The organism is Sporosarcina sp. QA0331 (genome assembly GCF_055808055.1).
In genome coordinates this window covers 1774284-1792972 of the sequence record NZ_CM147850.1, presented here as the reverse complement: position 1 = coordinate 1792972, position 18689 = coordinate 1774284, and the positions used below count along the sequence as shown (strand labels likewise).

Sequence of the window (18689 nt, the reverse complement as noted above, 5' to 3'; positions counted from 1 at the left end):
ATATTCATGATGTAATCGGTAATACTACTGAAAAGGAGTGTGAAGTAGATGAGAAGGAAATCCATATTCGTTCATGTTTTGTTTAGCGCATTAATCTTTTCAGGTTGCACAAACAACACGACGAGCTTGAACAATTCAGGAAATAGCGATGAATCATCAAATCCGAACGGACAAAAAGAGCAAACCGAAGAGCCGAACGGACAAACGAACGAGAACGATCAATCATTACTCGACTACTTCCTTCCCGCTGGATCGAAAGCGCAATTTAAAGGGGAAGGAAATGAATTTGCGGAGTTGGACATAGATTTTGCCCACCCGTATGAGGATTATGTAATTGTGCATGAAAATAATGGCGGGGCTTTGATTAGGCGTATTTACAAGATTGAGAAAGACCAAATTACGAAAATGGAAGAAAAAGCGGTTGATTTGAATGAGGACTTCCCTTCCCAGCAAGAGATCGAAGCAATGGAGCCGATAGGAGTTTACTTAAAAAAGCCGTTTGAAGTCGGAACGACATTCGACGGATGGGAAATCGTCGAAACGGATGTAACCGTTGAAACGCCTTATGAGACATTCGACCATGCATTCGTCATAGAAGAAAAAGGCGACGACTTCGTTAACCGTAAATATTTTGTGGAAGGCTACGGTGAAGTAAAACGGGAGTCAATTATGCAAACGGTTGATGAAGATGAAGATTTCATCGTTACGTCAACATTGGAGTCTGTCACCAAACCTGAGTAGTTTATCGTCTAGCTCCGGGCGCTAATGACTGCCTTCATTTCTGCGGAATTCGCAGAAATACGGCAAATCGAACCCTTCGCCGTTCGATTTGCTCGGGTCATAAGTCTAAGATGTTGCGTGGCAAAAACCATTGCTCCCAACGCTTCGCTTTTGCTCCCTTAAGGTCGCAGAAGACATTGCTCGCAAAAGCCGTTCTACGTAACGGCTTTGCCTGTCGCATTTTTGCAAGCGCCCTCCGCTTTTGTATCGTCTAGCTTCGGCAGCCAGATACTCGGGATCATAAGTCAAAGATGTTGCGTGGCAAAGACCGCCACTTCACATCTTCGCCTTATGCCTGTCGTATCTATTCAGGCCGCCTCCGCTTTTGTGTAGTAAAAAAGAGGCACCGGTTAAGGCGCCTCTTTTATCTGACGAATTATAATTTAACTACGTTAGCAGCTTGAAGACCACGGTTGCCTTCTACAACTTCGAACTCAACTTGTTGACCTTCGTCCAAAGTTTTAAATCCGTCTCCCTGGATTGCGGAGAAGTGTACGAATACATCGTCTTCCCCTTCAACTTCGATAAATCCGAAGCCTTTTTCAGAGTTGAACCATTTTACAGTACCTTGTTTCATCTGTGACTACCTCCAAATAATTGTACTTTACTAATACATGAACAAAAAAATTCACATATTACAAAAAGCACCGACAACGCCGATCACCTTTTGTAATACGTGAATACGTTTGCTTCGGTATATCGTTTTATATTACTGCTACTATACCATACCCAATGTATTTGTCAATATAACAATATCAAATATTCGAATTATTTATCGATGTAACGGAAGTTGGTTTACCGTCCGCCAAGAAAATGATCCCATGGAACATTTGCAAATCTTCGTCACAGCCCTCGCAAAATATACGTTCACTATCTGTCCAATAAGCAAAAAAGCAATCTTTCCTCTCTTCTTGGTACTTATATTTTGCCCCGAATTTCTTTTTTAAATCAAATAAATACTCCAAAGCCTCGTTAGCGGTTTCAAAGGCTTGTCTCGACTGGATCATTTTCTCCCAGTCTTCGAACATCCACCACGGCTCGTAGTCTGCTTTCATATAGACAACTTCATAATTCATATTTCGTTCCCCCTATCCGAAAGGCCATGAGTGGATTCATTTTAACAAATTCAGAGAAACTATCCAAGTAAATGAATTCATACATTCATTAGAATGTATTTCGCTCGCAAATCAGGTATAATTGAACTAAAGGGATGAAACTTTTGGTCATTTCAAACGTAATAAAGAGTAAAGAAAATATAAGGAGGCCTGTAGACGATGCAAGAAGTTAAACAGTTTTTCCAAAGGCATTTAATAGCAGCGCCAATCAGCTTCGGTTCTTGGTTAGCGATGATACTTGCTGCAGGCATGAATCCATTCGCTGCAACAGGCCTGATGATTGCAATATACTTAGGCGGCAACTTCACGATTAAACAAATACAGCTTTCGTCGAATGTCAAAGAGCTCGGTATGTCCAGATCGGAATATAAACATATTAAAACTCAAATTACCGAGGCAAAATCAAAAATTAAGCAATTGAATGGTTTATACGGTCAAGTCCGCTCTGTCCAAGCATTCAAACAAGTATACGAGATGAATAACTTGGCAAAAAGGATTCTTACCATAGTACGCAAAAACCCTAAAAAGTTCTATCATGTTGAAAGATTTTTCTATTCCCATCTGGATTCAGCAGTCGAATTGACTTCCAAATATGCGATGCTAGTTAATCAACCATTGAAAGATCAAGAAATTAGAGTTGCCCTCCAACATACAAGGGAAACATTAACTGAAGTGAACAAACAATTGGAGCAGGATTTAAGAGGCGCATTGGCAACTGATATTGAACAGCTTCAGCTCGAGCTGGATTACGTGGATGTAACGATGAAAAAGAATAGACCGTTGCTTGAGATGAAAGGAGAAATGCATAATGACGGAAAATAATATGACAAATTCAGAGGTGACAACAATGGATGACCTTTTGGACAATCCATTTAACATGAATGAACCTCTTTTGCCGAAAGAAATGCAGACGGAGCAAACAAAAGGCCAAGTCGCTGTGAAATTATTGGATCGTCTATCGCCTGAGGAGCAGGAAAAGGCGAAGCAGCTGGCCGAGCAGATTCCTGTAGGCAATTATGAAGCAATTATCACATACGGTACAAATGCACAAAATCAATTATCAAGTTTCTCCCATAAAATGTTGGACCATGTACAGAGCAAAGATATCGGCCCTGTCGGAGATGTATTAAGCGATTTAATGAGCAAGCTATCGGAAATTGATCCTGAAGACTTGACCGAGAAGAAAAAGTCTGGACTTAGCCGTCTTTTCGGCAAAGCTAAAAGATCTATCCAGGAAATGATGACAAAATACCAAAAGCTAAGCACGCAGATCGATCGCATCGGTGTTCAATTGGAACATTCCAAACGCGGCTTGCTTGAAGATGTTCAAATGCTTGATAGTCTTTACGAACAGAACAAGACTTACTTCCAGGCTCTGAATGTCTATATCGCGGCTGCAGAGCTAAAACGAGATGAAATTGCGAACGTCATTATTCCCGAAATGCAAAGGAAAGCGGAACTTTCGAATGACCAAATGGCATTCCAAGAAGTGAATGATATGGGACAATTTCTTGATCGGTTGGAAAAAAGACTCTACGATCTTCAGCTTTCTAGACAGATTACAATTCAAAGCGCTCCGCAAATCCGAATGATTCAGCAGACGAATCAGACGCTCGCTGAGAAAATCCAATCTTCTATCATGACATCGATCCCGTTATGGAAGAACCAAATCGCTATCGCTTTGACACTAAATAGACAACGTAAAGCCGTCGAATCACAACGTCTTGTCACAAAAACGACGAATGACCTTCTATTGAAGAACTCTGAAATGCTAAAAGTGAACTCGATTGAAACAGCGAAGGAAAACGAACGTGGCATTGTCGAAATCGACACATTGAAGAAAACACAAGAGAACTTAATCCAAACAATCGAAGAAACGCTTGTCATCCAAGCGGACGGACGCGCGAAACGAAAAGCGGCTGAAGTGGAAATCGCCCGTATGGAAGAGGAATTGAAACAACGCCTCCTTGCCGTACATGAAAAAACACAAACGCCAAATCGTCCGTTATAATATGAAACAAAAAAACCGCCTTAGAAGGGCGGTTTTTTTACTCTTATCCAACTACAATCGCAAGCAGTTTTCTCAATATCCTTAACGTTTGATCCGTGAAATGTTCAACGGATTGTGACGATGCAGATTTATTGCCGAACATCATCGAAAACAACGCCCGCTGATCATCCGTCGGCTCTTCTGATGCTAAAAACAAATGTATAACAGAAACACCTTTTTTCTCAGCTTCTAACACAGATTCCCTCGTATCTAAAATGCCGTTCCGATCATAACCGAAAGCTGACGGTTCACCATCTGAAAAAACGAGAAGAAACTTATGCTTCTCCGGTCTAACTAATAACCTTCTCGTCATCCATCTGATCGCAAAGCCATCCCGATTGTCTTCATTTGTCTCAAATGAAAGAATCGTGAGGCCATCATCTCTCTTCTGATCTTCAAATGTATGCATCATTCCAAATACATTCGGCTGAACATCTTTCGACGCATAATTTGCATCTTCATAGTAGGATGATATTTCATGTTGAACGGATAGCTCCCGTAGGACATCGTGAAAAAGCAAAACCGCTTTCTTCGTCTCATCCAGCTTATCCATCATGGACGCAGAACCATCTACAAGCAAACCGAAAACAGCATCAAGCTTATCTGAAGGAATATTTTTCTGATAAAAAGGACGAGGACGTTCATCTACGAGCAATGTCGTCAGTTTCGTAGAAAGCCTTCCCTTCATCAACCGGCTCCGTCTCGCATCCTCTTTCAATTCAATTCGTTTTTTCATTTCCTCAACAAATGAACGGACAAGCGGCTTTTGCTCCTCACGCCATTTTGTTAATCGCGACAGATTTGTAGCATCGACCGTAGCTTCAACCGTCAGCTCTTCGTAAACGACGTTCACATGCTCTTTCCCGAAGTCATGTCCTGCTGTTTTACGCTTTGCTTTCTTGCCGGTTTTGTCACGCTCTTCATCTGACCATTTATCGCTTTTATTCCCCTCAGATTGGCCAGTTCCTGTCTCTTGAATTTCAGCATCTTCATTGCCTTCTGTTGTGTTGTCACCGTCTCCCCTGCCAGCTCTGCCATGCTCCAACTCGTATTCAAGATGAACTCCTGACTCGCTTTCACTTTCCCGATGCCAAGTACGGAAGATTTCCTCAATCGTTTCCTTCGGCTCCTCTTCCCCTTGCTCAGCATCAGTCATCCCTTCATGATAATGAAATACAGCAGTTGTTTCTGAAATGGAGTCTCCGACAGCATAATACTGATGAACAAGGTCATTTTCTATCGTCTCTTCTACCATGAAAACAATACGTTCTGCAAGAGCAGCCATATCGGATGTTGTTTTCGCATCTGTAGCATACGACGCAATCGTCATTATTTGACTGATCGGTAAATTCCAGTCGATATCAGATTCTGTTAACAGCCCTTCATGTAATGCAAGGAACAGCTGATTCAGCAATGCATCAGCTATAAACGCCTTCTGATAATTGGAATGGAGGCGATCTCGATGAAATCCTAGCAATAACTGTCTTCTAACAGAAAACGCCTTAGAAGTGCCCGGTCTTTCCTTTTCAACAACGTCCATTAATCTAAATTCTTCTAACAAAAGTAGCAACTCTTCAGCAAACTTACGTAATGGGTGGCTATTATACTTATTCCTGAATCGGATCCAATCTGGAACCGAAAAATGCTTCCAAAAACCTGCTGTCAGTAAATACACATCTGACAACCGACCCGCATGCGTCATTTCATCAGAACGATGTCTCCAATAGACACTTATCGAGACTACGCCTTCCTTCGGTTGGAATTCGAACAGTTTGCGTTCCGTCAATTCCAGAAATTCCGCGTCGGCAAGCGCCCTCCCCAACCGTTCATATAGCAACAGCTTATTGGCATCAATTGTTTCATCATTGAATTGTATGAACCGATTTAATTTAACCATCTAATCAGCCTCACTTCACCCACGTTTCCACTAATTCCATGACGAGTTCTCTTTCCATCCTGTCTTCCAATTTTTCAGCAATCGCGTACTGGATAGCACGTCTCACCGGTATATGTTCCGCGAGCGCAATTGCATCCAACAAACTTCTTACAGATGCTGCTTCTTCCGCTAATAGACCGCTCATTACTTGCTTTTTTAAATCTTCATTAATATTCAAAATCGTATCAACTAATGCAATATCGACTTTTGGGAACAGAGTTTTAATAATTTCCCGTAATTGTTCGCCGGACAAATAAGGAATCGAGAAGGAGATGAAACGGTTTTTCAATGCTTCATTCATTGGCGATGTCCCGACATATCCTTCATTGATTGCCGCAATGACTGTAAAATCAGGATGCGCATGAATAACTTCACCTGTAAAAGGGTTTGTCAACATTCGCCTATGATCGAGCACGCTATGCAATATCGGAAGTGTTTCCGGCTTAGCCATATTAATTTCATCGATATAAAGGATATGGCCATCCTTCATTGCACGTACAACAGGCCCTTCCACAAACTCGATGATGGACTGTCCATCACGTGCATTAATGGTCTTGAACCCTAAAAGTGATTCTGCATCCAAGTCGACTGAGCAGTTTACACTATGCATCGGCTGATTAAAAAAATGTGAAATACTTTGTGCAAGTTTTGTCTTCCCGGAACCAGAAGGCCCTTTCAGAAGGACGGGTTTCTTCAATACAACTCCGATTAAAATATCTTCCCACAGATTGGGGACAGGAGAAATATAGCCCCCCTCTTGAATTAAAGCAGTCTCTTGCTTATCATAGCCTCTTGCATGACGGTTCGATCTTTCATTTGCAATAAAAGAATTCATAGATCGTTCACTCTCCTAAAAAATGCCCAATGCCTAAATAAATGGCAAAGGGCAAATTATCATTCGAAATACGTTTTATAAAAGCCGCCGACTTTACCGGTATTATCAACGATGAATATGAATTCGTCTGTTTCATTTTTTACTTCATATTCTTTGCCCGGTGTTAAACAATCGGTTACAACATATTTTTCTGCATTCGCATGCGTACAAACGACTTTCCGAAGCGTCGGTGCGGACGTCCAATCTTTGAAAGACATGTAAATCACCATCCAATTGCTAGTATTTGAAAAAGCCCGAGAATCTCGGGCTTTTTTCAGTTATTACGAAATTAAGAACCTAACAGTAGATCTTCTGGGTTTTCAATCAATTCTTTGACCATTTTCAAGAAGCCGACTGAATCTTTTCCATCGATGACACGGTGGTCATAAGATAATGCGATATACATCATCGGACGGATTTCTACTTTATCGCCGACAGCGACAGGACGTTTTTGGATTGTGTGCATTCCTAGTATACCCACTTGAGTGCCGTTTAAGATCGGTGTGGAGAACAATGATCCGAATACACCACCGTTAGTGATAGTGAAGGAACCGCCAGACATATCTGCAATCGTCAATTTATTGTCTCTTGCCTTTCCAGCAAGCTCTCCGATTGTAGATTCAATTTCAGCAAAGTTCTTGCGATCTGCATCACGTACGATTGGAACAACCAATCCACCTTCAGTCGATACTGCGATACCGATGTCATAATAGTGCTTCAAGATGATGTCATCACCATCAATTTCCGAGTTGACATATGGGTATTTTTTAAGAGCTGCGACAACTGCTTTTGTAAAGAATGACATGAAACCAAGACGCACATCATTTTTATCGTAGAATTCATCTTTTTTACGTGAACGAAGTTCCATTACTGCAGTCATATCGATTTCATTGAACGTTGTTAGCATTGCAGTTGATTGTCTTACTTCCAACAGGCGTTTCGCGATCGTTTGACGACGACGAGTCATTCTTTCGCGCGTTTCCCGGCCATCTTCTACAGGTGCAGTCGCTTTAGCTGGAGCTGCAGGCGCTGCAGGAGCTTTTGGAGACGAGCCATGAGCAGCTACGTCTTGAGCACGAACGCGGCCCATTGGATCTACTGGTGAAACAGCTGCAAGGTCGATTCCTTTTTCACGAGCAAGTTTTCTAGCAGCAGGGCTTGCGATTGTACGGTCGGAAGATGTTTGTTCAGTTGTTTCCGCAGCAACTGGTTGTTGCGGTGCAGGAGCTGCTGGAGCCTCTTCAGCTTTAGGAGCGGGGGCTGCTGGTTGAGCAGCTGGTGCTCCAGAACCTTCTCCGACTACTGCAATAACTTGCCCAACTTCAACTGTGTCACCTTCTGCAGCAAGCAGCTCTTGAATGACTCCTGCTTCTTCAGAAATGACTTCCACGTTTACTTTATCCGTTTCCAATTCTACGATAAACTCGCCTTTGTCAACACTTTCACCAGGTTGTTTCAACCATTTTGCAATCGTTCCTTCAGTAATCGATTCTGCTAGTTCAGGTACTTTGATCTCAGCCACAATAAATTCCTCCTCTGTTCTACCGTTTCAACGGTGGTAACAAAAATCTTTTATTAATGTGCAATCACTTTTTCAAAGCTTCTTCGATGATGCGCTGTTGCTCTACTTTGTGCGCTTCCCCATTACCTTCGGATGGGCTTGCACGGTGAATACGTCCTACATAAGAAACTGATTTTTTATCACCTGCGATTTCCTGCATGTATTCTAACGCAAATGACCAAGATCCCATGTTTTTAGGTTCTTCTTGTACCCAAACAAGCTCCTTCGCTTTCGGATACCGTGCTACGATTTCTGCAATTTTATCGGACGGGAATGGATATAGCTGTTCCACGCGCACGATATGCAAGTGGTCGAATCCTTCTCCATCCTTCACCTTTTCTGCTAAATCAATAGCCATTTTTCCGCTAGCGAATAGGATCTTTTTCACTTTGTCCGGATTCTGTCCTGTTCCAGGCTGTTCAAGAACCGTTTGGAAATGACCGTCTGCTAGATCGCTAACATCGGCACCGACGAGCGGATGACGAAGTAGAGACTTCGGAGACACGATGACAAGTGGACGTTCCACTTCAGTTCCGAGCATCATCGCCTGTCTGCGCAAGACGTGGAAATAGTTTGCTGCGCTTGAAATGTTCGCAACCGTCCAGTTGTTTTCCGCGCTTAGCTGTAAATATCTTTCGAGTCGAGCGCTGGAGTGTTCCGGTCCTTGGCCTTCATAAGCATGTGGAAGCAAAATGACCATGCCGGACTGTTGGCCCCATTTAGAATGGCTTGCAGAAATGAATTGGTCGAACATGACTTGTGCCATATTTGCAAAGTCTCCATATTGAGCTTCCCAAATTGATAGCGCTTGGTCTTTTTCCAAGTTATAACCGAATTCATAACCGACGACAGCAAACTCTGTCAATGGGCTGTTATAAGCGACAAACGATGCATTAGAATCGCTAATATGATGAAGCGGTACAAATTCTTCCCCTGTCTTTTCATCATGAAGCACAAGATGACGATGAGCAAAAGTACCTCTTTGTACGTCCTGTCCTGTAATACGAATCGGCTTACCGTCTTGGAGGATAGAACCGAATGCCAATTGCTCAGCATGTGCCCAATCCACTTTTCCTTTGCCTTTGAACGGCTCTTCACGACGCTTCAAAATACGATCCAACTTGCTGAACACAGTAAAGTCTTCCGGGTAAGAAAGAAGCTCTTCGTTCATCCGCTGCAATCTCTCTTGGTCTACACCTGTTTTGAGATCTCTCGGATAACCCGCCATCACAACTTCAGGCGTCGCATTGGACCTTTCTTTTGCCTCTGAAGAATTTTCTTTCACTCTGTCGTATGCGGCTTGCATCATCGCAAAGACGTCTGTATCCAATTTATCGACATCTTCTTCTTTCAGGATGTTCGCATCTACAAGCTGTAAACCGTAAATTTGACGTGCGGTTGGATGTTTATGGATTAGGTGATACATCATCGGATTCGTCACGAGCGGCTCATCCATCTCGTTATGTCCGTATCGGCGATAGCCTATCAAATCTATTAAGATATCTTTGCCGAATTTTTGACGATATTCAAATGAAAATGCAGCTGCTGCGATGACATCTTCCGGGCTGTCTGCATTAACATGCAATACAGGTACTTCGAAGCCTTTTGCTGGATCCGATGAATAATGAGTCGATCTTGAATCGTAAAATTCTGTTGTAAAACCGATCGTATTATTGGCGATTATGTGGATTGAACCGCCTGTTTTATATCCGCGGACGCGGCTATAGTTAAACGTTTCAGGAACGATCCCTTGACCAGGGAATGCGGCATCCCCATGGATCATAATTGCATAGGCCGCTTTCATGTCTTGCTCAGGCTGGCCTTCATGGTCTGTCGTCTCCTGCGCTGCACGGGTCTGACCCGCTACGACTGGATTAACAACTTCCAAATGGGAAGGGTTATAAGCTAAGAAACGTTCAGTTCCTGATGGTGCTTTATAAAGAGCCCCCATATGATATTTCACATCACCGAACCAGCCATGCGTCGTTTTAAGCGATCCATCTTCTGGGAGGAATGGCGCAGAAGGAACGCCGGCAAATTCAGCAAACATCATTTCATAAGGTTTATTCAAAATATGGGTCAATACATTTAAACGGCCACGGTGTGCCATACCGATCAATACCTTTTTAACTTTGTCGGCTTCAGAACGGCGCACTAGCTCGTCGATAAGAACGACTAAGGAGTCAAGACCTTCTATAGAGAAGCGTTTTGCCCCGACAAATGTACGATGAATGAATTTTTCAAAGCCTTCAACTTTAGTGAGTCTTTCAAGTAATGCCTTTTTATCTTCTTCGGAAAGCTGTACGGAGATTTCGCCGTTTTCAATTTTAGATTGAATCCAAGCACGCTCTTCTTCATCGATAACGTGAGAGAATTCATAAGCGATTTTCCCTGTGTACAATGATTTTAGATAATTCACCGCATCCAATCCATTTTCTACATTGGCTGGCGGATTTTTCAGGAATAAGGAGGCCGGCATCGATTGCAAATCATTTTCGGATAATCCATAATACGAAAGTTCCAAACGAGTTGCATCTTTTGGCCGATCGTTCAACGGATATATATCCGAGGCGAGATGCCCGTATGCGCGGATAGCGTCAACTAACGTGTAAGCAGCCAATACTTTTCCAAAATCGCCTGCTGGCACAGCTGACAATGCTACAGTTTGTTCGGCTCCATCAATCGTAGGTGCGCCATAGCTTTTGAACATTTCAGCAAGCTCTGGATCTACTGATTCGGGTGACACTTTGAACTGATCATACATTTCCATTACATACCCAAGGTTCGGACCTGAAAATACCGAATAAGGGGAACGTTGGGTACCAACATTGTTCGACATGTAAAATGACCTCCACATTTTGCCTAATGGCCTGTTGTGTTACTTTTTTTATCCGTATCCATATTACCACGCAAATAATAGAACGGAAAGGGATTAGTTCTATTTTATTGACATTTATGCATTTAACAAAAATAGACTCCTTGTTACTTAGTTTACAACTCTCCATCTTTCCCTTTAGGTAACATAACGTCTAGTCCAGCTAATTTTTGTATGATAGTATCAATTCCGCCATCTCTTCAGGAGATTTTGTGTTTGAGACTTTTTTCATATTGGAAGCTAATTTTTCACTATCATCAATGAGAGTTCCAAAAAGTTCCGGCATTGAGAATTCGTCCAGCTCCTCCTCTTGAATTACGTTGGCGATGCCGAGAGACTTGAATAATGAGGCATTCAGCAACTGATCTCCCCTGCTTTGTGAAGCCGATAACGGAATGAGGAGCATCGGCTTTATAATAGACAGCAATTCAAATATTGCATTCGATCCTGCCCTGGATACTGCATAATCGGATGCCGCCAATAAGTGGGGCAACCCATCTGTTACATATTCAAACTGTGTGTAGCCTTTCGTACGTTCTAATGACTCATCGATATTGCCTTTACCACAAAGGTGGATAATCTCATACTTTTCCAATATGACTTCCAAATTCTTTCGAACTGCTTCGTTAAGAACAGCTGATCCTTGGCTGCCCCCCATAACGATGAATACAGGCTTCTCCCCTGTCAGACCTGCTATGCGCAGCCCTTCTTTTCGGTCGCCTTGAAATATTTCCGGTCTTATGACAGCTCCCGTACAGGTCGCTTTCCCTGCTGGCACATAGTCAAGCGTTTGCTCAAAGACCGTGAAAATATGTTTTGAAAACGGTAGTGCAAGTTTGTTCGCTAGCCCCGGAGTAACGTCCGATTCATGGACGACGACTGGGATTTTCGCAAGCTTTGCCGCCAATACTACCGGCACAGAAACGAATCCACCCTTTGAAAAGATGATTTCCGGTTTCACTTTGCGTAATATCGAATATGCTTGTAGAACTCCAGCTCCAACGCGAAACGGATCGGAAAAGTTTTTCATCGAAAAATAACGTCTTAGCTTACCGCTTTGGATGGCATGATATATCACTTCTCGGTGGCCATCTTTTATCAATTCTCTTTCAATTCCGTCATGGGAACCGATATAATGGATTTCATATCCTTTTTCATTAAATACGGGAATCAATGCTTCATTCACCGACACATGACCTGCAGTGCCGCCCCCGGTTAGTAATACGACAGGCCGTTTCATGGCCATTCACCTCATCTATTCTCAAAAATATGAATTCACCTTGTTTGAACTCAATAGTCATTATAGCAAACGAACCATGGTACAATGGGTGTAATTTTGTATTAAAGGGTGATTTACTTGCAAACCACTGTTCCATTTAAGAAAAAACCGTTCAAACTAGCCAAAATTGTTATACCGATTCTCATTACTCAAGTTGCTTTGTATATGATTACCTTCTTCGACATTCTTATGACTGGGCGATATGATACATACCATCTTGCAGGTGTAACGATCGGTTCTTCGTTTTGGGTACCTGTTTATACCGGTCTAGCCGGCATCTTGATGGGGCTTACCCCCATTATCGCCCAGCTAATAGGCGCACGGAAGAAAGACGAGGTAAAATTCTCTGTTCAGCAAGGTCTCTATGTGTCAATCGCCCTTGCAGCCATCGTTTTTTTAATCATTCGGTATGGAGTTTCACCTATCCTTGAATCGATGCCGCTCGAAGAGGAAGTTAGGATTGTTGCAGCCGACTATTTGGAAGCTATGAGCTTAGGGTTATTCCCGCTTTTCGCATACACTGTATTACGCTGTTTCTTCGATGCACTCGGCGCGACTCGCGTCTCCATGGCGATAATTCTTTTATCAGCACCGCTCACTATTTTTACAAACTATCTACTTATTTACGGAAACTGGGGCTTTCCCGAATTAGGTGGTGTCGGAGCGGGTTATGCAGCTGCGATCACGTATTGGCTCATTTTTTTCGTCGCTTATGGTATCGCTTGGAAACACAAATCGTTCAGCCATTATCAATTGTTTAATAAATGGGGAAAGCTTTCATTTATAAGGTGGAAAGAGATTTTGTTCATCGGCGTACCGATCGGGATTGCCATTTTTGTTGAAACGAGCATTTTCTCCGCAGTTACATTGATGATGAGCAACTATTCGACCACGGTTATTTCGGCGCATCAGGTTGCCCTGAATTTCTCATCCCTACTCTATATGATTCCATTAAGCATTTCGATGGGTGCAACAATTCTAGTAGGACAAGCAGTCGGCGGAGATAAGTTCCGTGATGCAAAACAATATAGTTTTCTCGCTGTCGGCCTTGCCATTGCTTTCAGTACCATAGCTATCACTATCCTTCTTATATTCCGCGAGCAAATCGCCTCTCTCTATTCGACGGACGTGCAAATTATCGGATTGGCGGCTCAGTTTCTTATCTATGCAGCGCTCTTCCAATTATCGGATGCGGTTCAAGCACCAGTCCAAGGTGCGTTGCGAGGATATAAAGATGTCAATATGACGTTTGTTATGGCGATCGTGTCGTATTGGGTTCTTGGTTTGCCCGTCGGTTTCCTTATGGCGAAGTTCACCGATTTGGGTCCGTTCGGTTACTGGGTCGGTCTAATTGCAGGACTGACAATAGGAGCTATCACGTTGACATTCCGTCTGTTCCATATACAAAAAAAGAAATTCAGTTGATAACGAAACCCGCGATGCATAACAGCTCGCGGGTTTTCTTCGAATTCAATTCAATATGCCGGTTCGCGTAATTTCCGTCTCGACTTTTACATTAATATCGAGTTCTGAAAATGTATCTTGCCATTTTCCTTTATTCCAAATATGAGGATGGAACGCGCGGACAGGTCTGCCGAAACCGATAGGATCACTTTTCGCTTCCTGTAATTTCTTAACCACTTCATTAAAATCTTTCGTCAGCTTTTTTGAAAGAAAATCCTCCAGTTCATTTCTTGTTTTTTCTTTATCTAGATGATTATAAGCAAATTCATTAACACTGAGTTTCATTTTATACTTTGCATCGATCTTATTATCTTCTATGTCCCATTTTTTGCTGTACCTTACTAGTCCCACAGTAATTGGATACTTTTTATCTTCTTTTTCCCACTCGTATGTGAACATCGTATAATTCCCTGGCTTCTTTTTAAGAATTTGAACGATCGTCGACTCTTTAGCGTCCAAGGTGTGACCCGAAAAAACTTTATCACTGAACAAAGCAACTCCTGCCACTTCAGGTATGCCAGTCGTTTCGGACATTTTCATGTACGGCAATTGTAGATCAATTCCTTCGTCCAGCAGCATTCGGGCAGCCAACTGTATATCCTCATCTGGAATAACAGAATTGAACACAGCAGTTTTCAAACTCTCGTCGTAGTAATCAGGGAGCATTTTACCCATATATTCCGTCTTTTCCATATAAGGTGCCAGATCCCCTTCCACGACAACAAATCGACTGCTTAACCGGGTCCGAGGCATCCTATATGCAATATCGAACGTCTCCAAGAGATTCGTCTTCACAGCTTCTTCAGTGAGCAGTACAGCCAATACTTGTGAAGGGTCAAGTGCTTCACTCGTCTTCCGATTTGCATCAAGCCGCGCCTCCTCAATGGAAACGCCAGTGCCTTCAACAGTCTCAAAGCTGATGCTATCAGGATTGGCAACGACAGCGTGTACGAAGTATCCTTTCCATTTTCCAGGCTCTCCATCATAGCCGATCACCGGAACGATCGTAATATCCTTGTATAGGCGTTCGTCCCAACATCCTGCCAGCAATACAGAACAGGCAATGATAATAAGCGTTATTTTCTTCATTTCCGCTTCCTCCGATTCATAAAGATGACAATGACCGGAATAAGTAGGCCAAAAACAAGATACACATAAATGATAGTATCATTCAGTTTATCAATAGCTTCTTTAGACAAAAAAAGTAAAGGCAACAACACAAGAAGTACGTGCCAAATGATTGTATCCCTTTTGTGATGCTCGTTTGAATGAAGCCGGTGTACATACAAAGCGGCAAAGGAGATGATTGTTACTGTGACAACAGTCCATATCGTCCAAATGTATAAGAAAAACAAATCGAGCCGCTCAGCAAAAGTCACCTCCTGGGCTTTCAATAGAAATAATAGCGGTTCAGGAATCTTTTCCAATCCGGGAAGCGTGAAATATAAAAGCATTATAACGACGGAGAAAAAAAAGAATGCGAACCACACAAGTTGGTAGAAAAACAATGGGCGACCTTTTATTTTCTCTGTAATATCAACATGCTTTCTGAAAAACAAAAACAATTCAATGCCTATAAAAGCAATTTGTGCTTTGAGAAACCCTTTAACCCATTCCGCACCAGTCGATTCCCCAATCGGAAAAAGATTAGTCCACACTAAGTCTTTCCAAGCGAACTGTAGGAAAACTAAAAATAGAAAGATCAGCGGAATCAGCATGACTGACAAATTGATTACTGTTTCCGCCCTGCTCAAATTTGCATATAGGGATACACTCACCAGCACTGCGATAACAATAATTTGTGGTGTTTCTGGGAACCCCCATACCGCCATTGTATAATCGACATAGGCAAGATAAACGACCGTCACAAAAAGCCAGTACCCTTTGTACAACCAAGCGACAAACGGACCTATCTTGAAATGCTTATAATTTTGTTCATAAAAGAGCAACATCATATAGTGGATTATTCCTGCAACGAGAAAAATAAGCCATGCATCCCTTCCAGCTGCACTGATAAAAGGAGCTGGGAAGGAGAAGAATGACGATCCTGACTGGATAACAAAAAGAAGAAGAAAAAACTGACTTCTTGATAAATTGAAGTTCAATTTCTTCCCCCCTTCTTCAGCTTGCTCCCGCCGTGTGTAAATGTTTGTTGTTGCTTATGATTTCTATAAAAGGGAGTTCTAAAAAAAACTTTTCGGAAACGTGTAAGTTCAAAGGGCACGACCGGTGACAAATAGGGTTGGTTCAGCGAAGACCGATTCATCATATGGATAAATAGAATAATTGTCCCAATCGCAATACCGAAAAACCCAAAAAAAGTGGCAGCAATCATAAATGGAAATCGGATGATCCGTACGGTTGTATTCATTTCAACGCTTGGTACGACAAAGCTTGAGATCGCTGTCATTGCCACAACGACTACCATCAAATTCGATACAAGTCCCGCATTAACGATCGCATCTCCAATTACTAATCCTCCAACTATCCCGATTGTAGGACCAATCGGTGCCGGTAACCGTATTGTCGCTTCACGTATGATCTCTATGAAAAGCTCCACAATCAGCGCTTCAATTATTGGACGGTACGGGATAAATTCCACAGCTATTTTCACTTTTCTACTTAGTTCAAACGGTAAGATTTCCGAATGGAAACCGACTACTGCAATATAAAATGCGGGTAAAAAAACGGCGATCAGAAAACTGAATATCCTTAGCATACGAAAGAAAGAACCGACGATTACCCTCCCATTAAAATCATCTGGTGTCTCATAAAATGAAAAAAATGTTACAGGTGCAATTAGAGCAGTAGGAGTGTGGTCAGTGAAGATGACAATTTTACCTTCTAACAAATTCGCCACGGTACGATCGGGTCTTTCCGTATTTAAAAACTGTGGGAAAGGAGACCAAACCGAATCCTCTAAAAAATCCTCGATTTGTCCGATACTATATACTTTAGATCTATCAATATTTTCAAGACGTGTTTTTACTTCCTTTACGACATCTTTATCAGCGATTGACTCGATATACACATAAGTAACTTTCGTATTCGTGTCTTTTCCTAACCGTACATCCTTCACAACTAAATCTCGGATGATTAGATGCTTTCGGATAAGTGAAATGTTTTTGTCGATGTTTTCCACGAAAGCTTCATGAGCACCACGTATGACTAGTTCATTGTTCGGCTCGGTCGTGGCACGCACTTCAAAGGAAGGTATTGTAATTGTCATTAGTAGATTTGTTGCTGGGAAATAAATTGCAACAAATCCATTCGTCACACTATCGACCAATTTCGGTATTGAAAATGCTTCTACACTCGAGGTTGCCGTTCCTGCCCAATTTGGAAGATCAGCAATGGATCGAAGACGAAGAATTTCAATCTGCTTGTTCACTTCGCTGCTTTCCGTCATTGTACTGAAAAAGCAGAGTATCGCAACCCCATCTTTCCAAGAGATTTTCCGCACGATGAGATCCGCGGAATCATGGAAAAGGTTTTGTATATCTATGATCAAACTGTCATTCGACTTCGCTTCATCCATGACATTCACCTCTTGGAAAAGTATGCACATTGCAAAAATGTTTTAAACGCTTTTTCGAAAGGTTCATCAGTTGGAGATACTTGCATTTCACCAGATTACCAATTAAAAAAGACACCCTTTGTACCTATTCAGTACAAAAGGTGTCTCTTCAATGAAATTAATTATTTTTGAATAAACTGTTGTGTCCAATAGTTCCCATTCGCATCATAACCGATGCCGATATGAGTGAATTCCGGAGTCAAGATGTTTTGTCTATGACCTGGGGATTCCATCCAAGCTTTCACAACTTCTTCGGCAGAGCGTTGTCCCATAGCAATGTTTTCAGCTGCTGCACGGTACGAGATGCCATTCGCTTTCATTTGGTCGAATGGTGAACCATAAGTTGGGCTCGTATGTGAAAAATAGTTTTTCGTAGCCATGTCCGTTGATTTTTGACGAGCAGAATTCATCAAATTCTTGTCGATTTGTAATGGTTGCAATCCTGCTTTTTGTCTTTCGGCATTTGTTAAATTAAGCACCGCTTGTTCAATAGCCGAGATATTTTCATTTTTCACAGTATTCTCAGCTGGCTTCGCTTGTTCTGCTGGTTTTGCCTGTTCTACTGGTTTAGTTTGTTCCACTGGCTTCGCTTGCTCCACTGGCTTAGCTTGCTCCACTGGCTTCGCTTGTTCTACTGGCTTCGCTTGTTCTACTGGCTTAGCTTGTTCTACCGGCTTAGCTTGTTCTACTGGTTTAGCTTGTTCTACCGGCTTAGCTTGTTCCACTGGTTTAGCTTGTTCTACCGGCTTAGCTTGTTCTACTGGTTTAGCTTGTTCTACTGGTTTAGCTTCGACCGGTTTTGCAGCTTTTTGATTAGCAAACTCTATGTTAGTACCAAAATATTTTTCTAGTTCATTTACATACTTGTTAACGAATTGGTTCATTTCCTCAGAATTATAGGAAGAAAATTTCCCTTCATAAACGTAGTATTGTACATTGTGCACCGCTTTTTGGATTTCCAAATCATTATTTTGGTAAGAAGCTTCAGCACTGTTGTTGTTCGACAATAAAAGCGCCGAACCGAGCAAGATGACAGACATCGATTTTTTCATCTTATAACTCCTCCCTTCGCAAACTATCATAACGTATGGGAGAAGATGAGAATCGGAATGAAATACCAACCAACCCAATGATTTTCTTAACACGATGACAAAGGTGATTTCAAAAAGATAGAATTG

At 42.1% G+C, this 18689-nt stretch carries 16 protein-coding genes; 4 read left to right on the top strand and 12 right to left on the bottom strand.

Annotation, left to right across the window (positions count from 1 at the left end; genetic code table 11):
• Nucleotides 1–48 precede the first annotated feature (48 nt).
• Complete coding sequence (locus AC0L13_RS08785) at nucleotides 49–741, top strand: hypothetical protein (protein ID WP_473646009.1); 693 nt, start codon at nucleotides 49–51, stop codon at nucleotides 739–741.
• Between the two features lie 415 nt (nucleotides 742–1156).
• Here the strand turns inward: AC0L13_RS08785 and AC0L13_RS08780 are convergent, their stop codons facing one another.
• Together AC0L13_RS08780 and AC0L13_RS08775 are read right to left on the bottom strand one after the other, a co-directional pair.
• Nucleotides 1157–1357 carry a cold-shock protein gene (locus AC0L13_RS08780; RefSeq protein ID WP_060210432.1) on the bottom strand — a complete coding sequence of 67 codons (201 nt, stop codon included), beginning with the start codon at nucleotides 1355–1357 and terminating at the stop codon, nucleotides 1157–1159.
• A gap of 178 nt (nucleotides 1358–1535) precedes the next feature.
• On the bottom strand, nucleotides 1536–1856 hold the full coding sequence (locus AC0L13_RS08775; protein WP_473646007.1) for a DUF1033 family protein: 321 nt from the start codon (nucleotides 1854–1856) through the stop codon (nucleotides 1536–1538).
• 198 nt (nucleotides 1857–2054) lie between these two features.
• Here AC0L13_RS08775 and AC0L13_RS08770 point away from each other — a divergent pair, with 198 nt between their 5' ends.
• Both AC0L13_RS08770 and AC0L13_RS08765 read left to right on the top strand, forming a co-directional pair.
• Nucleotides 2055–2717: a 5-bromo-4-chloroindolyl phosphate hydrolysis family protein gene (locus tag AC0L13_RS08770; protein ID WP_473646005.1), complete on the top strand. Its 663-nt coding sequence runs from the start codon at nucleotides 2055–2057 to the stop codon at nucleotides 2715–2717.
• A complete protein-coding gene (locus AC0L13_RS08765; RefSeq protein WP_473646003.1) occupies nucleotides 2704–3906 on the top strand; it encodes a toxic anion resistance protein in 1203 nt (400 codons plus the stop codon). Before AC0L13_RS08770 ends, AC0L13_RS08765 begins: the two co-directional genes overlap by 14 nt.
• Nucleotides 3907–3949: 43 nt before the next feature.
• Here the strand turns inward: AC0L13_RS08765 and AC0L13_RS08760 are convergent, their stop codons facing one another.
• The 6 genes from AC0L13_RS08760 to AC0L13_RS08735 all read right to left on the bottom strand — a co-directional run bounded on the left by AC0L13_RS08760 (nucleotide 3950) and on the right by AC0L13_RS08735 (nucleotide 12431).
• Nucleotides 3950–5842, bottom strand: a complete 1893-nt coding sequence (locus AC0L13_RS08760) for a vWA domain-containing protein (RefSeq protein WP_473646000.1) — start codon at nucleotides 5840–5842, stop codon at nucleotides 3950–3952.
• 10 nt (nucleotides 5843–5852) lie between these two features.
• Nucleotides 5853–6716 carry an AAA family ATPase gene (locus AC0L13_RS08755; RefSeq protein WP_473645998.1) on the bottom strand — a complete coding sequence of 288 codons (864 nt, stop codon included), beginning with the start codon at nucleotides 6714–6716 and terminating at the stop codon, nucleotides 5853–5855.
• Nucleotides 6717–6775: 59 nt separating this feature from the next.
• The gene (locus AC0L13_RS08750; protein ID WP_473645995.1) at nucleotides 6776–6973 is read right to left on the bottom strand and encodes a DUF6501 family protein; all 198 of its coding nucleotides are present in this window, start codon (nucleotides 6971–6973) and stop codon (nucleotides 6776–6778) included.
• A 71-nt stretch (nucleotides 6974–7044) separates the two neighbouring features.
• Nucleotides 7045–8277, bottom strand: a complete 1233-nt coding sequence (gene odhB, locus AC0L13_RS08745; RefSeq protein ID WP_473645993.1) for a 2-oxoglutarate dehydrogenase complex dihydrolipoyllysine-residue succinyltransferase — start codon at nucleotides 8275–8277, stop codon at nucleotides 7045–7047.
• Nucleotides 8278–8341: 64 nt separating this feature from the next.
• A complete protein-coding gene (locus AC0L13_RS08740) occupies nucleotides 8342–11155 on the bottom strand; it encodes a 2-oxoglutarate dehydrogenase E1 component (protein ID WP_473645990.1) in 2814 nt (937 codons plus the stop codon).
• Nucleotides 11156–11354: 199 nt separating this feature from the next.
• Nucleotides 11355–12431 carry an undecaprenyldiphospho-muramoylpentapeptide beta-N-acetylglucosaminyltransferase gene (locus tag AC0L13_RS08735; protein ID WP_473645988.1) on the bottom strand — a complete coding sequence of 359 codons (1077 nt, stop codon included), beginning with the start codon at nucleotides 12429–12431 and terminating at the stop codon, nucleotides 11355–11357.
• Between the two features lie 117 nt (nucleotides 12432–12548).
• On the opposite strand from AC0L13_RS08735, the gene AC0L13_RS08730 reads away from it, so the two are divergent.
• Nucleotides 12549–13895: an MATE family efflux transporter gene (locus AC0L13_RS08730; RefSeq protein WP_473645986.1), complete on the top strand. Its 1347-nt coding sequence runs from the start codon at nucleotides 12549–12551 to the stop codon at nucleotides 13893–13895.
• A 45-nt stretch (nucleotides 13896–13940) separates the two neighbouring features.
• On the opposite strand, the gene AC0L13_RS08725 is transcribed toward AC0L13_RS08730, so the two are convergent.
• The 4 genes from AC0L13_RS08725 to AC0L13_RS08710 all read right to left on the bottom strand — a co-directional run bounded on the left by AC0L13_RS08725 (nucleotide 13941) and on the right by AC0L13_RS08710 (nucleotide 18563).
• Nucleotides 13941–15023, bottom strand: a complete 1083-nt coding sequence (locus tag AC0L13_RS08725; protein ID WP_473645983.1) for a Ger(x)C family spore germination protein — start codon at nucleotides 15021–15023, stop codon at nucleotides 13941–13943.
• Nucleotides 15020–16039 (bottom strand): GerAB/ArcD/ProY family transporter, encoded by a 1020-nt coding sequence (locus tag AC0L13_RS08720; protein ID WP_473645980.1) that lies wholly within the window; start codon nucleotides 16037–16039, stop codon nucleotides 15020–15022. Before AC0L13_RS08720 ends, AC0L13_RS08725 begins: the two co-directional genes overlap by 4 nt.
• Nucleotides 16036–17472 carry a spore germination protein gene (locus tag AC0L13_RS08715; protein ID WP_473645977.1) on the bottom strand — a complete coding sequence of 479 codons (1437 nt, stop codon included), beginning with the start codon at nucleotides 17470–17472 and terminating at the stop codon, nucleotides 16036–16038. The genes AC0L13_RS08720 and AC0L13_RS08715 overlap by 4 nt, the downstream gene beginning before the upstream one ends.
• Nucleotides 17473–17633: 161 nt before the next feature.
• Nucleotides 17634–18563 (bottom strand): CAP domain-containing protein, encoded by a 930-nt coding sequence (locus AC0L13_RS08710; RefSeq protein ID WP_473645974.1) that lies wholly within the window; start codon nucleotides 18561–18563, stop codon nucleotides 17634–17636.
• Between the last annotated feature and the right edge of the window lie 126 nt (nucleotides 18564–18689).

Coding starts and splice junctions, on each gene's coding strand:
- AC0L13_RS08725 (WP_473645983.1), bottom strand. CDS start 15,023: ATGAAGAAAATAACGCTTATTATCATTGCCTGTTCTGTATTGCTGGCA.
- AC0L13_RS08775 (WP_473646007.1), bottom strand. CDS start 1,856: ATGAATTATGAAGTTGTCTATATGAAAGCAGACTACGAGCCGTGGTGG.
- AC0L13_RS08780 (WP_060210432.1), bottom strand. CDS start 1,357: ATGAAACAAGGTACTGTAAAATGGTTCAACTCTGAAAAAGGCTTCGGA.
- AC0L13_RS08770 (WP_473646005.1), top strand. CDS start 2,055: ATGCAAGAAGTTAAACAGTTTTTCCAAAGGCATTTAATAGCAGCGCCA.
- AC0L13_RS08785 (WP_473646009.1), top strand. CDS start 49: ATGAGAAGGAAATCCATATTCGTTCATGTTTTGTTTAGCGCATTAATC.
- AC0L13_RS08740 (WP_473645990.1), bottom strand. CDS start 11,155: ATGTCGAACAATGTTGGTACCCAACGTTCCCCTTATTCGGTATTTTCA.
- AC0L13_RS08735 (WP_473645988.1), bottom strand. CDS start 12,431: ATGAAACGGCCTGTCGTATTACTAACCGGGGGCGGCACTGCAGGTCAT.
- AC0L13_RS08765 (WP_473646003.1), top strand. CDS start 2,704: ATGACGGAAAATAATATGACAAATTCAGAGGTGACAACAATGGATGAC.
- AC0L13_RS08760 (WP_473646000.1), bottom strand. CDS start 5,842: ATGGTTAAATTAAATCGGTTCATACAATTCAATGATGAAACAATTGAT.
- AC0L13_RS08755 (WP_473645998.1), bottom strand. CDS start 6,716: ATGAATTCTTTTATTGCAAATGAAAGATCGAACCGTCATGCAAGAGGC.
- AC0L13_RS08750 (WP_473645995.1), bottom strand. CDS start 6,973: ATGTCTTTCAAAGATTGGACGTCCGCACCGACGCTTCGGAAAGTCGTT.
- AC0L13_RS08715 (WP_473645977.1), bottom strand. CDS start 17,472: ATGGATGAAGCGAAGTCGAATGACAGTTTGATCATAGATATACAAAAC.
- AC0L13_RS08710 (WP_473645974.1), bottom strand. CDS start 18,563: ATGAAAAAATCGATGTCTGTCATCTTGCTCGGTTCGGCGCTTTTATTG.